The 15,127-nt window shown below is 74.3% G+C and carries 9 protein-coding genes; 5 read left to right on the plus strand and 4 right to left on the minus strand.

From position 1 onward, the window contains the following. The first annotated feature begins 155 nt into the window (after positions 1–155). The 4 genes from ACH443_RS18825 to glf all read left to right on the plus strand — a co-directional run bounded on the left by ACH443_RS18825 (position 156) and on the right by glf (position 7,095). Positions 156–2,117 carry a peptidoglycan recognition protein family protein gene (locus tag ACH443_RS18825; RefSeq protein WP_429764606.1) on the plus strand — a complete coding sequence of 654 codons (1,962 nt, stop codon included), beginning with the start codon at positions 156–158 and terminating at the stop codon, positions 2,115–2,117. A gap of 62 nt (positions 2,118–2,179) precedes the next feature. Beyond that, on the plus strand, positions 2,180–4,054 hold the full coding sequence (locus ACH443_RS18830; protein WP_430591169.1) for a glycosyltransferase: 1,875 nt from the start codon (positions 2,180–2,182) through the stop codon (positions 4,052–4,054). Positions 4,055–4,064: 10 nt separating this feature from the next. Next, on the plus strand, positions 4,065–5,945 hold the full coding sequence (locus ACH443_RS18835) for a glycosyltransferase (RefSeq protein WP_430591170.1): 1,881 nt from the start codon (positions 4,065–4,067) through the stop codon (positions 5,943–5,945). 13 nt (positions 5,946–5,958) lie between these two features. Further along, positions 5,959–7,095, plus strand: coding sequence for a UDP-galactopyranose mutase (gene glf / locus ACH443_RS18840; protein ID WP_429764609.1), 1,137 nt, complete (start codon positions 5,959–5,961; stop codon positions 7,093–7,095). A gap of 32 nt (positions 7,096–7,127) precedes the next feature. On the opposite strand, the gene ACH443_RS18845 is transcribed toward glf, so the two are convergent. Next, positions 7,128–9,239 (minus strand): acyltransferase family protein, encoded by a 2,112-nt coding sequence (locus ACH443_RS18845; protein WP_430591171.1) that lies wholly within the window; start codon positions 9,237–9,239, stop codon positions 7,128–7,130. A 131-nt stretch (positions 9,240–9,370) separates the two neighbouring features. Further along, entirely contained in the window at positions 9,371–10,387 is a 1,017-nt protein-coding gene (locus ACH443_RS18850) for a hypothetical protein (RefSeq protein ID WP_430591172.1), read from the minus strand. Positions 10,388–10,511: 124 nt separating this feature from the next. On the opposite strand from ACH443_RS18850, the gene ACH443_RS18855 reads away from it, so the two are divergent. Beyond that, positions 10,512–11,372: a TylF/MycF/NovP-related O-methyltransferase gene (locus tag ACH443_RS18855; RefSeq protein ID WP_430591173.1), complete on the plus strand. Its 861-nt coding sequence runs from the start codon at positions 10,512–10,514 to the stop codon at positions 11,370–11,372. Between the two features lies 1 nt (position 11,373). Here ACH443_RS18855 and ACH443_RS18860 read toward each other — a convergent pair whose 3' ends face one another. Then, positions 11,374–12,495 (minus strand): acyltransferase family protein, encoded by a 1,122-nt coding sequence (locus ACH443_RS18860; protein WP_430591174.1) that lies wholly within the window; start codon positions 12,493–12,495, stop codon positions 11,374–11,376. A gap of 88 nt (positions 12,496–12,583) precedes the next feature. Then, positions 12,584–15,049, minus strand: coding sequence for a glycosyltransferase (locus ACH443_RS18865; protein WP_430591175.1), 2,466 nt, complete (start codon positions 15,047–15,049; stop codon positions 12,584–12,586). Positions 15,050–15,127 lie beyond the last annotated feature (78 nt).

A 15,127-nucleotide genomic window follows, 5' to 3' on the forward strand; every position in this document is an offset into this window, starting at 1 on the left:
GAGCATCCGGAGGAGAAGGATCCCCGTTCGAGGTGCTGGCCGACCGATCCGTCCCTATCGTCGTGCGGGTCAGGTGCCCGGCGCGACGATGCGCGGCCTTGATCGCCCCAGAGATCGCCGGAAAATCGACCAGAGCTGGACGAGCGGAGACGAGCATGACGACGACACGCAGGGCTCGACGGGCGGCCCGGACCGCCGTCACGACGTCGACCGTCGTGGCGCTGGCCCTCGCGGGGGTCGTGCTCCCCACGGTCTCCCTCCCCGTCCCGAAGGCGCACGCCGTCGCCCCGGACGTGGAGCACGTCCCGGTGCGCGGCATCGACGCCGGCGCCCGGCACGAGAAGGGGGCGCTCGCCGACGCCGTCGGGCACGAGCACGACGCCGCGGCCGAGGCCGCCGGGAACACCGCCGCGGTGGAGGGTGCCGAGACGCTCAGCGACGTCCCGACGCCCGAGCCGGACGACGGGGCGCTCGCCGCGCTGAGCGAGCGCACCACGACGCAGGACTTCCTGGTCGCCGGGGTGACGTGGGACGGGACGTCCACCGCGACGGTGACCGAGGTGGCGGTCCGCGTGCGCGAGTCCGGGACGTGGAGCGAGTGGCAGTCGCTCGGCATCGACGACATCGGGCTGCCCGGGAGCCGGGCCGGGACCGAGCCGCTCGTGACGGCGGGGGCCGACGGCGTCCAGGTCCGTGTGCGCACCGAGAGCGGGGTGCCGCCCACCGGTCTGAAGGTCGACGTCGTGGACCCGGGGACCTCGCGGGCCGACGCGTACGTGGGCGACGACCAGGCCCCCGCGGCGTCCGCCGACGCCGGCACCGGGACCGAGATCCGCCCCAAGATCGTCAGCCGCTCCGGGTGGGGGGCGGACGAGTCCCTGTCCGGGAGGTGGCCGGAGATCTCCGGCAAGCTCAAGGCCATCTACATCCATCACACGGCGGGCACCAACAGCTACAAGGAGAGCCAGTCCGCGGCGCTGGTGCGCGGCGTCTACGCCTATCACACGAAGTCACGGGGCTGGCCCGACATCGGCTACCAGTTCCTCGTGGACAAGTACGGCAACATCTTCGAGGGGCGCAAGAAGTCGCGGTGGGACAACCCGGTCGGCGCGCAGGCCGGCGGGTACAACACCGGCACCATCGGGATCTCGGCGATGGGGAACTTCGACACGGCGCGGCCGTCGAGCGCGCTCGTCACGGCGCTCGCCAGGGTCGTCGCCTGGAAGAGCTACACGTACGGGATCAACCCGCGGGGGACCGTGGTCCTCCCGACCGGCGGGAGCACGGGATCGGGGACGCGCGCCAAGCCCGGCACCGACGTCCGGGTGCCGACGGTGCTCATGCACCGCACCACCAACCTGACGGCCTGTCCGGGGCAGTACCTGGCGGCCAAGATGGGCACGATCCGCGCGGGCGCCGACTCGCGGCGCGACGCCGCGATCAAGAAGTACGGCTCGATCGTCCCGAAGGTCAAGGCGCCCACGCGCGTCGACCCGACGTCGAACCAGGCGCCGGTGCAGTGGAACGGCAGCTCCACCTACCGGTGGAAGCCCGTCTCGGGTGCGTCGAGCTACCAGGTGCTGCAGCGCTACGCGAGGTGGAACGAGGGCATGCCGTACACGTACTACTGGCGGGAGGTGAAGCTGACGTCCGGGACCTCGATCACGCTCAGCCAGAGCACCGGTGAGTCCCGCGAGCTCGCCGTGCGGGCCGTCGACTCCGACCATCGCCGCGGACCGCTCACCACCCTGGCGCGGACCAACAGGGCGGTCAGTCCCTCCAGCTGGAAGAAGTCGTCCGGGTGGAAGAAGGTCACCGGCTCGTCCTACTTCGGCGACTACGCGTACCGCACGACGACGAAGGGCGCCTACGTCCAGCTCCCCGGCGCGAAGCAGGTGCGACGCGTCGTGATCCGCGGGGCGACCAGCCCCTCCGACGGTCGCCTGCAGGTGCGGGTCGGCGGGAAGGCGATCGAGACGCTGGACTTCGGCAGGGCCTCCGACGGCGACCGGATCTTCACGGTGTGGGTGCCGAGGACGAGCGGCACGGTCACGCTCAAGACGCTGGACTCCGGCAAGCAGGTACGGATCAGCAAGATCGTCCTCGCGAGGTGGTAGCGCACGGGGCCTGAGAGGCCGGTCGGCCGGGACGACCGGCGGCGGACGCTAGGGTCGGGCGCGTGCACCTGGCGCAACAGCTGATCCTGACGCTCCCACCCGACCGCCGAGCCCTGGCCGTGGAGGAGGGGCCCGCCGTCGTCGCCGACGGCGCGGTCCGCGTGCGTGCGGGCACGAGCCAGGGGCTCGCCACCTACTTCTCCGCGTTCCCCGCCTCCTACTGGGTGCGCTGGGCCGGCGCCGGGACCGTACGGCTGGAGGTCGCCGCGGCCGGCGCCGGCACGCTGCGACTCGTCCGCTCGGACGCGCGCGGTGCCGCGTCGGTCGTGGGCTCCGCGCCGGTCGACGACGGCACGGTGACGCTCGACGCCGACGTCGCGGGCATGGCCGACGGCGGCTGGCTGTGGGTCGAGGTGGACGCGGGCGACGCGGACGTCCTGGTCACCGACGCGCGCTGGCTCGTGGACGTCGCGCCGCGGCGGACGGGCGACGTGTGCCTGTCGATCACCACGATGGACAAGCCGGAGTACTGCGTCGCGACGCTGCGGCGGATCGCGTCGTCGGAGGCGCTCCGGGGCGCGGTCGGGACGGTGTTCGTGATCGACCAGGGCACGCGACGCCTGGTCGACCATCCCGACTACCCGGAGGTCGCCGCGGCCCTCGGTGACCAGCTCACGGTCGTCGAGCAGGGCAACCTCGGCGGGTCCGGGGGCTTCTCGCGCGGCATGCTCGAGACGCTGGAGCGCGACGGCGCGGACGCCGTGCTCATCCTCGACGACGACGTCGAGGTGGAGCCGGAGGCGCTGCTCCGCGCGATCCGGTTCCACCGCGCCGCGCGCGAGCCCGTCGTCGTGGGCGGGCACATGCTCGACCTGAACCGCCCGACGGTGCTCAACTCCTTCAGCGAGGTGGTGCACGAGGGGACCTTCAACTGGGGTCCGCCCGAGGCCGACCAGCAGTGGCACGACCTGGCCGCCGCGCCGCTGCGGGACACCCCCTGGCTGCACGCGCGCGGCGAGAGCGACTTCAACGGCTGGTGGATGTGCCTCATCCCCACCGCCGTGCTGCGCGACGTCGGGCTGTCCCTGCCGCTGTTCCTCAAGTGGGACGACGCCGAGTTCGGGCTGCGCGCGCGGGACGCCGGCCACGCCACCGTGTCCTTCCCGGGCGCGGCGCTGTGGCACGTGGCGTGGACGGAGAAGGACGACACCGTCGAGTGGCAGGCGTACGTGCACGTGCGCAACCGGATCGTCGCGGCGCTGCTGCACGCCCGCCGCCCGCGCGGCGGCCTGCTCCTGGCGAACCTGCTCGCCACCGACCTCAAGCTGCTGCTGGGGATGCGGTACTACCCGGTGGACCTGCACGTCCGAGCGCTGCGCGACCTGCTCACCGGGCCGGGCGACCTGCACGCGGGGCTCGGCGACGTCGTCCCCGCGTCGCGCGCGGTGGGCGCGGCCTACCCCGAGACGACCACGTACCGGCCCGGGGACGCGGTGTTCGACGCCGCGGTCGCGCGGCGCTGGACGGCGCCGGCCCGGCCGAAGCCCACCTCGGCGGAGGCCCTCGTGCGGCTCACGCTGCGCGGCCTGGCACGCAACCTGCGCCCGGCGCCCGGCGGGATGCCGCGCGGCGCTCTGACCCGCGACCAGGCCACGTGGTGGGAGGTGCCCGAGCACGACTCCGTGCTGGTGCTGGCCGGCGACGGGGCCTCCGGGACCTGGCTGCGCCACGAGCGGCGTCGCGTGTGGCGCCTCGCCGGCGCGACCGTGGTGGCCCACCTGCGCCTCGCGGCGCGGTGGGGCACGGTGTCCCGGCGCTGGCGCGCCGCGGCACCGGCGCTGGCGGCGCCGGAGACGTGGCGCGCGACCTTCGCCCGTTCCGCGGGCGCTCCGCACGACGCGCCGGGCGGGGTCCGGCGCCCCTCCCAGCACCACTAGGATGTGCGGGATGTCCTCTCCCACCGTCGTCGCGGTCGTCGTGTCGTACAACAGGGCCGCGCTGCTCGGCGCGGCCCTCGACGCGCTGGCCGCCCAGAGCCGGCCGATCGACCGCACGGTCGTGGTCGACAACGCGTCGACCGACGACGCCCTGCAGATCGCGCGGTCCCACCCGAGCGCCCCCGAGGTCGTGGCGCTCCAGCGCAACACCGGCGGCGCGGGCGGCTTCGCCGTCGGCCTCGCGACCGCCGTCGCCGACAGTGCCGCCGGACCTGCCGCCGACCTCGTGTGGCTCATGGACGACGACACGGTCCCCACCGAGACGGCGCTCGAGGCCCTGCTCGGCGCCCGCGACGCCTACGCCGGCGACGTCACCGCGATGGCGAGCCGCGTCGTGTGGACCGACGGGAGCGACCACCCGATGAACACGCCCCGCAGCCGCCCGGGGGCGTCGCCCGCCGAGCTGTCCCGGGCGCGTGCCGCCGGCGCGATGCCGGTGCGGTCGATGTCGTTCGTCTCGATGCTGGTCGACGCGCGCGCCGTGCGGGAGCACGGCCTGCCCGTCAGCGACTTCTTCATCTGGAACGACGACTTCGAGTACTCCACCCGCCTGCTGCGCCGCGGCACCGGGCTGTACGTCCCGGGCAGCGTCGTCGAGCACCGCACCGCCCGGCTGGTCGGCACCGACCACGACCCCGGCCCGCGCTTCTACTACGAGGTGCGCAACAAGATCTGGACGTTCACGCGGTCGTCCGCGCTCGCGCCCTCCGAGCGCCTGCTCTACGGCGGCTCCACGCTGCGCCGCTGGGCGCGCACCGTCGCGCGCTCGTCCGACCGCGGCACCCTGCTCAAGGCCGGCGGCCGCGGGCTGTGGCACGGCGTCGTGCGCCGGCCGCGGGCCGACAGCGAGGTGCTCGCCGGCGTCGGGCCCGCCGCCGCCAGCGTCGCGCGCGTCGAGCGGGGGCACGAGGACGCGCCCGTGCGACCGGCCGACTGCCCGGCGGCGGCGTCCGCCGCGCCGGTCGTCGCCCGCGGCCCCCTCGACGACCACCGGTTCTCGGTGCTGCTGCCCGTGTACGCGGGCGACGACGCCGCGCACCTGGAGCGCAGCTTCCTGTCCGTCACGCGCGACCAGACGCTGCGGCCGGACGAGGTCGTCGTCGTGCGCGACGGGCCCGTCGGCGAGGAGATCGCGGCCGTGCTCGGGCGCCTGCACGAGCTCACCGCCGTGCCCGTCACGCTGGTGCCGCTGGAGAAGAACGTCGGCCTCGCCTGCGCGCTGGAGGCCGGGCTGGAGGCGTGCAAGCACGAGATCGTGGCGCGCGCCGACGCGGACGACATCTCCCGGCCCGAGCGGTTCGCCGCGCAGGTGCCCCTCGTGGCAGCCGGGTGCGACATCGTCGGCTCCGCGATCCAGGAGTTCGACGACGACGAGCACGCGCCCGGCATGGTGCGAGTGCCGCCGACGGGCGACGACATCGCGACCACCGCGCGGTTCCGCGACCCGTTCAACCACCCGTCGGTCGTGTACCGGCGCTCGGCGGTCGCCGCCGCGGGCGGGTACGAGCACCTGGACCTCATGGAGGACTACCTGCTCTTCGCCCGCATGATCGCGGGCGGCGCGGACGCGCAGAACGTCGTCGAGCCGCTGGTGCTGTACCGCGTCGGCGCCGGGGCCTACGCGCGCCGCGGCGGCCGCCGTCTGCTGGCGTCCGAGCTCGCGCTGCAGCGCACGCTGCACGCCGAGGGCTTCCTCACCGGGCCGCAGATGGTGCGCAACGTCGTGGTGCGCGCCGGCTACCGCGTGGTGCCGGAGCCGGTGCGCAAGGCCGGGTACCGCGCGTACACCCGCCTGCGCGGCGGCTACGAGCCCCACCGACCGACCCCCTGACCAGGAGGAGAGCATGACCGACCTCGTCGTCGTCGGTACCGGGCTGTTCGGCCTGACCGTCGCGGAGCGGATGGCCGAGCAGGGGCGCAAGGTGCTCATGATCGACCGTCGTGACCACCTCGGCGGCAACGCGTACAGCGAGACGGACCCGGACACGGGGATCGAGGTGCACCGGTACGGCGCGCACCTGTTCCACACGTCGAACGAGCGGGTGTGGGAGTACGTCAACCGGTTCACGGCGTTCACGGGCTACGTGCACCGGGTGTACACGACGCGCCGGGGCGAGGTGTTCCCGATGCCGATCAACCTGGGCACGATCAACCAGTTCTTCCGGTCGGCGCACGGCCCCGACGCGGCGCGGGCGCTCATCGCCGAGCAGGCGGCGGAGCTGGGGGACAAGCGGCCGTCGAACCTGGACGAGCAGGGCGTGTCGCTGATCGGGCGGCCGCTGTACGAGGCGTTCATCCAGGGGTACACGGCCAAGCAGTGGCAGACGGACCCGCGGGAGCTGCCGGCGTCGATCATCTCGCGGCTGCCGGTGCGGTACACGTACGACAACCGGTACTTCAACGACACGTACGAGGGTCTGCCCACGGGCGGGTACACGGCGTGGCTGGAGCGGATGGCCGACCACCCGAACATCGAGGTGCGGCTGTCCACCGACTTCTTCGACGCCTCGCAGCCGGTGAGCAAGGGCGCCGTCGTGGGGCAGGTGCCGGTCGTGTACACGGGCCCGGTGGACCGGTACTTCGACGACGCCGAGGGGTCGCTGTCGTGGCGCACCCTGGACTTCGAGCGCGAGGTGCTGCCCGTCGGGGACTTCCAGGGCACGCCGGTGATGAACTACGCCGACACCGAGGTGCCGTACACGCGCATCCTCGAGTTCCGGCACTTCCACCCCGAGCGCGAGTACACGAGCGACAGGACCGTCATCGTGCGCGAGTACTCGCGCTTCGCCGAGCGCGGCGACGAGCCGTACTACCCGGTGAACACGCCCGCGGACCGCGAGCGGCTCAAGCGCTACCGCGAGCTCATGGCCGACGAGCCGGAGGTGCACTTCGGCGGCCGGCTGGGCACGTACCAGTACCTCGACATGCACATGGCCATCGGCTCCGCCCTGTCCATGGTGGACAACAAGCTCACCCCCTGACGCCTGTTCGGCAGTGGGGCACGGCGGGTCGGTCAGACGCGGAGGCCGACGTCGCGCAGCTCGCGCTCGAGGTAGGGCGTCATGGTGCGCGTGTACGTGGCCGTGAGGTGGTGCGTGTCGCGGTACACGTTGACGCCGCCGATGACGGCGGGGCAGGTGTCGTCGCGGCAGTAGAGCGGAGTGAGGTCGACGTACGAGGCGCCGGGCACCTCCTCGGTGGCCTCCTCGAACACCTGCGGGTCGGGGAACGCCTGGTCCTCGGGCAGGTCGCAGCGGGTGGGGTCGGCGGCCAGGCCGCCGTCGAGGCACTGCGACGGCTCCTCGTCGTGCTGCGGGTTGTCCGAGAGGGCGACGACAGGGACACCCCGCTCGGCGACGGGACGCCACGCGGCGGCGAGGTCGGACGCCTGCCGGTCCGGCGTGCCCGAGAGGAACTTGAGGGACCCCGTGGTCACGACCGCGTCCGTCGACCCGGCGTGCCGCTCCAGCCACGTCTCGAGCTTGTCCCGCCACTCCTCGCAGGTGCGGACGCGCTCGCCGTCGGCGTCGACCGGTCCGGTCGTCCAGGCGCACGAGTTCTTCAGGTGAGCGGTGACGCTGACGCGCCCCTCGGCGGCGAGCTGACGGAACGCGGGCAGCAGCGCACGGGCGTGCGAGTCGCCGACCAGGACGACGTGCGGCACGTCGGGGTCGTCGACGGGGCCGAACGTGCAGTCCGCCAGCGCGGTCCCGTCGACGTCGACGAAGCAGTCCCGGGGGCCGGCGACGTCGTCCGCGACGGCGACGGGCGCGGGGACGACGACGTCGTCGAGGGCGGGGTTGTCGCAGGGGTGCTCGGGGTCCATCTCCTCGGCGCCGAAGCACGACGGCGGGTCGGCGACGACCCGGGCGGCGATCGCCGCCTGTTCCTGCGCGCGGTGCTGCGCCACGGCGACGCCGCCCCCCGCGACGAGGGCGAGCGCGGCGGTCGCGGCCGTGGTGACGCCGAGGGCGCGGCGCGGGCGCTGCAGCCCCCAGCGCTCCGTGAAGCGCGCCGGGTCCTCCACCCAGCGCTTGGTCGCCGCGGCCAGCAGCACGACGCCGGCCAGCAGCGTCACCCGCTCGAGCAGGCCCGCCTCGCGCCCCAGCACGAACGGGGCGAGGACGATCGCGGGCCAGTGCCACAGGTACAGCGCGTAGGAGATCTCGCCGGTCTGCTGCACGGGACGCCAGGCGAACAGCGGCGTGGGGGAGAGGCGCCCCGCCGGCGCACCGGCGGCGATGACGGCGACCGTGCCGAGCACGGGCACGAGCGCCGCCGTGCCGGGGAAGGGCGTCGAGTCGGTGTACGCGAGGGCGCAGCCGGCGAGGACGGCCAGGCCGGCCCAGCTCAGCGCGGTGCGCACGCCGTCCGTCGTCGGCCGCAAGCCCGGGCGGGCGAGCCACAGCGCCAGCAGCGCGCCGGCGCCGAACTGCCAGGCGCGGGTCGTGGTGGCGAAGTAGGCGGGGGCGGGGTTCGCCGTCGTCAACCACAGCGAGTACGCGAACGAGGCGGCGGTGGCGGCGCCGAGGAGGAGCGTCGTCGTGCGGCGCAGGGTCCCGGCCTGCCGGGCGGCGACGGCGGTCCCGAGCACGACGAGCAGCGGCCACACGAGGTAGAACTGCTCCTCGGTCGACAGCGACCAGTAGTGCTGGACCGGCGACGGGTCGCCGTCGGCAGCCAGGTAGTCGACCGCGTCGCCGGCCAGCACCCAGTTCTCGACGTAGAGCGTGGCGCCGAGCGTCTCGCGGAACCACTGCTGCCACAGGGACTGCGGCGCGAACAGCAGCGTCGCGACGACGGTCGCGGCGAGGACGACGTAGGCGGCTGGCAGCAGGCGGCGCGCCCGGCGCGCCCAGAACCGCGCCAGCCGGACCCGGCCCATGGACTCCGCCTCGCGCAGCAGATGGCCCGTGATGAGGAAGCCGGAGATGACGAAGAAGACGTCGACGCCCACGTAGCCGCCCGGCAGCCGGCCCGGCCAGAAGTGGTAGAGCACGACCAGGGCCACGGCCAGCGCGCGCAGCGCCTGGATCTCCGGGCGGAAGGTCCGCGGCGGGCGGCGGGCGCCGCCGTCCGGGGCGGCGGGCGTGCCGGACGTGCGGTCGCGGACGAGCGTCGTCATGCGGAGGGATCACCGTGGAGATCGGGAGCGGAGGGCCGGTCAGGCTAACCATGAACCCGCTGCCCAGGGCAAACCGGCACTCGCACGTGACCGCCGGCTCACGGCCCGACGCGCCCGCCCGGTCCGGCGGGTCAGGAAGCGGAGGCCCGCACCTCGCGCAGGGACGGTCCTGCGACGGGGGAGGCCGCGGCGAGCGCCGCGAGCTCGTGCGCCGCACGGAGGCGATGACGCAGCTCCGGCGTCGCGCGGTCGGTCCACCAGGCGTCGGGCACCGCGTGCGGGACGACGGCCACGCCGCGCGGCACGAGCAGCCGCGAGAGCGTGAGGGCGGCGGCGGAGGGCAGCGTGACCACGCGCTGGCCGGGACGCAGACCGCGCAGCCGGATCTCCACCGGCGCTCCGGGTGCGTCCACCTCGATCTCCGGCGCCTGCTCGAGGAGTGCCGAGATCCGCGGGTCGTGGCGACGGTGCGGCACGTACCGGACGGGTCCGTCGGCGGCGACGCCGCGCACCCAGGCCACGTACCGGTCGGGGTGCAGCAACCCGTCCGCCGCCAGCGCCGACCCGAGCACCACCGTCGGCTCCGCCGGCGCGTCGGCCGCGGGCCGGCCCCGCAGCCACCCGAAGGCGTGCTCGAGCACGTCGATGCCCAGCAGGCGCAGCCAGGCGCGCAGGTCCGGGTCGAGCGGGAGGGCGGTGCACAGGCTCAGCCCGCCGTCCTCGGCCACGCGACGCATCCGGAGCGCCGCCAGCGCGCCGAGCCCGAAGCGCAGCGACCCGGGCGGGGCACCGATCCGCACCAGCGAGCTGCCCGACGTCAGGCGGTGGGCGAGGTCGAGGATGCCGAGCCCGTCGTCCACGACGATGATCCGCTGCGGCGGCCGCAGCGCCCGGACCAGCGCGGACTGGAACGTGCCGGCGAACGGGTCCCCGACCACCACGACGTCGTGCGGCAGGCGCCGCGGCGCGGGTGCCAGGTCGACGTCCAGGCCGGGGGGCAGGCCGAGGGCGCGCACGGCGTCCACGTCGCCGGTGAGGGCGGGGACGTCGGCGCGCGCCAGCACCCGGGTACGTGCGCCTGCGTGCCCGGCGGCGTGGGCCTCGACGGCGGACAGCAGCTGGAGCGGGGACTCGACGAACGCGGTCACGTCTCCACTGTCACCGGGGCGGGCGACGTGCAGGGGACGTCGGCGTGGCCGGGGGATGAACGCTCGGTGGTCGTGCGGGGACCGCCCCGTGGCCGTCCGACGTTTCCTGAGGTTCGATGGACGCATGTCCGGACGGAGCGTGCGAGACCGGTTCGTGGCCGCGCTGCGCCGGGGTGGACGTTCGGGGACGGACCGAGCCGGGCACGACGAGGACACCGCCGCGCTGCGCGCGGAGCTGGACGCGCGCCGTTCCGAGGTGCGCCGGCTGCGCAGGCGGGTCCGCGAGCTGGAGGCGGGCCTGCTCGACGACCTGCCCGATCAGGTCGGTGCCGTCGCGCGCGCGGTGCGCGCCGAGCACCTGACCCTGCTCGGCCCCCGCCCGCTGCACGACCTCGCGCAGGCCGTGCTCGAGGCCGAGGCGCGGGACCTGCCCGGCGTGCTGCTGGAGTGCGGCACGGCCCGCGGGGGGTCGGCCATCGTGATGGCGGAGGCCAAGGCGCCGGGCCGTCGGCTCTTCGTCCACGACGTCTTCGGCCTCATCCCGCCGCCCACGCAGGAGGACGGCGAGGACGTCCACGCCCGGTACGCCACGATCGTCGAGGGCCGCGCGAAGGGTCGTGGCGGGGAGACCTACTACGGCTACCGCGACGACCTGTACAGCGAGGTGCGGGACTCGTTCGCCCGGCACGGCCTGCCCGTCGACAGCTCGGGCGTGACGCTGGTCCGGGGGCTGTTCGAGGACACCCTGACCGGCGACGAGCCGGTCGCCGTCGCGCACCTGGACGGCGACTGGTACGCGTCGACACGCACCTGCCTGGAGCGCGTGGTGCCCCGCCTCGTCCCCTCGGGCAGGCTCGTCGTCGACGACTACTTCGCCTGGTCGGGGTGCCGCAAGGCGGTCGACGAGTTCCTCGCCCGCGAGGGCACGAGGTACGGGCTGGTGCGCGAGATGCACGCGCGCCTCCACCTGGTGCGCACCGTGTGAGTCAGCGCCGTGCGGTGTCGAAGGTCTTCTCGAGGCCGGACCGGACGCCCTGGCGCAGGCGGTCGTGCACGCGGTTCTCCACGAGGTGGTGCAGCACCGCCGCGAGGGCCAGGGAGAGCGCGGTCGCGATCCCCAGCACCACCCAGCGGGACGCGTCGTCGTGGAGCACGTCGATCACGGCGAACCCGAACTGGCCGTGCACCAGGTACAGCGGGTAGGTGAGCGCGCCGAGCGTCGAGAGCACCCGCCAGTCGACGTGCCGCAGCGGCCCTGCGCTGAGCGCCCAGATGAGCCCCACCATCACGATCACCGCGGCGGCGCAGACGACCGCCGAGACGGGCGCGCCCACCAGCTCGGAGGCCCGGCCGGCGTAGTGGTACGCCTGGCGCACGCACAGCACGCTCGTCAGGGCGATGGCGAGCCACACCGCGAGGTCGCCGCCGTCGCGGTAGACGAGGAAGAGCAGCATGCCCACGGCGAAGTAGGGCGCGTAGGACGGGATCAGCACCGTGCTCAGCAGGTCGGCGTCGTTCGCCCTGGCGAGCTGCGCGACGAGCGGCCACAGGACCGCGAGGGCGATCACCCGGCGCCGGGTGATCCCCACGAGGATGAACGCCCCCACGATCAGGTAGAAGAGCATCTCGAACCAGAGGGTCCAGAACGGGCCCTGCACGTCGGTGGCGTCCCAGGCGTTCTGGATCATCGTGAGGTTGAGCAGCGAGTCCACCGCCGAGGCGTCCCGCCCGTCGTGCCACACGAGGTGCAGCATCACCGTCAGCACGACGGCGGCCCAGTAGGCGGGGAACAGGCGTGCGACGCGCGACGCGGCGAAGGTGGTGACCGGTCGGCCGTACGCCGTCATCAGGATGACGAACCCGCTGATCATGAAGAACAGCTGGACGCCGAGGAACCCGTACCGGGTGACCTGGTTGAGCCCGGGGAAGACGTCGGCCGGCGCGGCACCCCAGTGCGGCATGCCGATCCCCGTGTAGTGGTAGCCGAGCACGAGGAGCGCGGCCAGGAACCGCAGCCCGTCCAGCCCGCGGAGGCGTGGTCGGGGCCCCACCCGGGCGGGGGCGGAGCTCCCGACGGACGGCGCGGACGTGGTCGTCGGGGAGATCATGGGCGGCGACGATACCCGGTCGGGTGTCCGGGGCGATCATCGCGGACGGGCTCGGACGAGAGCCCGTCCGCGAGCCGGTGGCGCGCGGTTACCGAGCGGCAGGGGACACGGGCCTGGCCGCGCGCTCGTGCCACAGGTCCTGGCGCGCGACGTAGGCCTCGTCCCACGGCTTGACGGGGTCGGCCCAGTGCACGAGCCGCGCCGGGGCGTCCGGCAGGTCGCGCGTCGGCACGTGGTCCCAGGCCGCGTCGAGCTCGGTGCGGTGCGGGCCGACGAACAGGTGCAGGGCCTCGCGTGCGTCGATCCGGAACTCCCGCATGGCGGCGAGCGACTCCGCCGCGTACCCGTCCGCCCGCAGGCGCGCCAGGTCGAGCACCATGACCCCCGTGTCGAACGCGTTGAAGTCGAACACGTGCCGGGCGTGGATGCGGCGGTAGAAGTCGTAGGCCGTCGCCGGTGCGTCGTCCAGGCGGCGGGCCGCCCGGTACAGCAGGCCGAAGCCGCTCGGGTCGGCGTGCGAGGTGTGCCTGGCCGCGACGGCCGTGGAGCCCAGGTCGGCGGCGGCGAGCTCCGCGACGTCGCCCAGCACGACGGCGTCGACGGGCAGCACCACGGCGCGGTCCACGCCGGGCAGCAGGTGCGGCAGCAGCACGTGGTGCGCCCGCTGCGACGTCGTCAGCCCGAGCGTCTCGAGGTCGAGGGCCGAGGTCGGTACCCGGTGCACGGAGGTGCGCGCGGAGAGCTCGGGCAGGCTGAGTCGGCCGACGCCCGGTCCCACGAGCCAGACGCGCAGCGGCACGGACGCCGACGCGTCGAGCGCTCGCACGGCCTCGCCCACGTGGGGGAGCTGGCTGTGCCGGGGCAGGAGGACCACGTCGACGGCGCCGTCCACGGCAGGGGCCGTGACCGCGGTGGGGGCGGCCACCTCCGCCGGACCGACGGGGAGCGCCGGCAGCGGCGTCGTCGCGACGTGCCGTGCGCGGGCGGCCTCCACCTCGGGGGCGACGGTCTCGCGCCACAGCGCGTACACGGCCTCGGGGTCGCGGCCCTCGAAGACGGCCGTGAGGACCGGTTCGAGCCGCGCGATCATGCCGGTGCGGATGGCCTCGAAGCCGTCGTGGTCGAGCGGGTGCAGCCCGCTGAAGCGCACGTCGGCGAAGTTCGCGGGCTGGAAGTCGACGTCCAGCCCCAGCGACGTCGTGGGCAGGTAGCAGTGCAGCCGCTTCGTCACGACGTGGGTGAACGACGTGCGGTACCACTCGAGCAGCCGCACCGCCTCGCGCATGTTCTCCACGAAGGTGCGGTCCTTCACCTCGCGGTAGCTCTGCTTGACGTTGTCCTGCCCGTCCGGCACGGGCTCGCGCACGGCGTCCACGTAGACGGTGGCGGGCGCGGGACGCTGCTCGAGCTCGGGGAAGACCGTGCTGACGGTGGTCGTGAGGCAGCCGGAGAAGAACGCGGGGACGTCGAGCGACAGCAGCAGGTCGACCGTGGTCCAGTCGCGGCAGCCCACCGGGCCGTGGGCGCGCAGGTAGTCGAGCACCTCCGGGGTCAGCAGACCGCGCTTGTTGCAGTGGAACGAGACGAAGAGCGGCCGGAGGTTCTCGTGCATCGGGAAGTCCCAGACGCCGGTGCCCGCCAGGTCGTGGGAGTGCCAGCCGAACTCGAGCAGCCAGGTGCCCTCCGGGAACGACTGGAACGACGACCCGTCGCGGTCCACGCGGTAGAGCTCGACGTCGGTGGCCTCGCCGTCGAGGCGCAGCCCGGGTCGCACCCGCTCCTGCATCTCCTGGGCGAAGCCGACCAGGTCGGCGTCGCCGTGGAAGCGCAGGTTCTGCCGGCGCACGACGTGTCCGAGGGACGACAGCGTCTGCACGTGGTCGCCGATGTTCTGCGACGACTTCCCCTTGCCCGGCTGCACGTAGTCCATGACCGCGAAGGGCACGCGGGCGCCGGGCGCCGGGGCGGTGGTGTGGCGCTCGGCCCCGCGCCAGCGCTCGAGCCACTCGACCTCGGCGGCGCCCCCGGGCCACTGCTTCTCGTTCCCGCGGTACGCCGCGACGAACCGGTCGTGCACGGCGTGCCGCAGGGTGTCGTCGCCGTGCGCGAAGACGTAGCGCAGCGCGGTGTGCCAGGTCCGGGCGGCGGGTACCGGTGACGCGCCGTCGAGCCAGGACCGCACGAGCGCGAGGCCGCGCTGCGGGTCCACGCGGAAGAGCGACTCGACGTAGGGCACGGGCGCGACAGCCAGGGCGTCGTCGCCCGCGCGGTCGAAGAGGTCCAGCGCTCGCTCGTGCAGGTGGCGGCGGTGCGCCACGAGGCCGCCCGCGACGAGCGCGTCGGCGCCGGGAGCCGGCTTGGCCAGGGCCTCGTCGACACGCGACTGCGCGCCCTTCTGGTCCTTGGCGTGCAGGAGGCCGCGGACCTCGTGCACCACGGGGTGCGTCCGGGCGAGGACCTCCGGACCGGAGGGTTCCGGACGTCCGAGCGCGGCGCGCAGCGCGCGGCGGGCGCCGCGCAGCAGGGTGGCAGGGTGCAGCGGGCGAGAGGGCATCAGAGCTTCCGGTTCGGTGTCGACGGGGCCGGCCGATATTACATCGGACGACTCGGATTTGCGGGGGCCTCGGCTCGC

Origin of the sequence: Isoptericola sp. NPDC019571 (assembly GCF_044389385.1) — a bacterium.
Taxonomy (GTDB): Bacteria; Actinomycetota; Actinomycetes; order Actinomycetales; family Cellulomonadaceae; genus Isoptericola; species Isoptericola nanjingensis.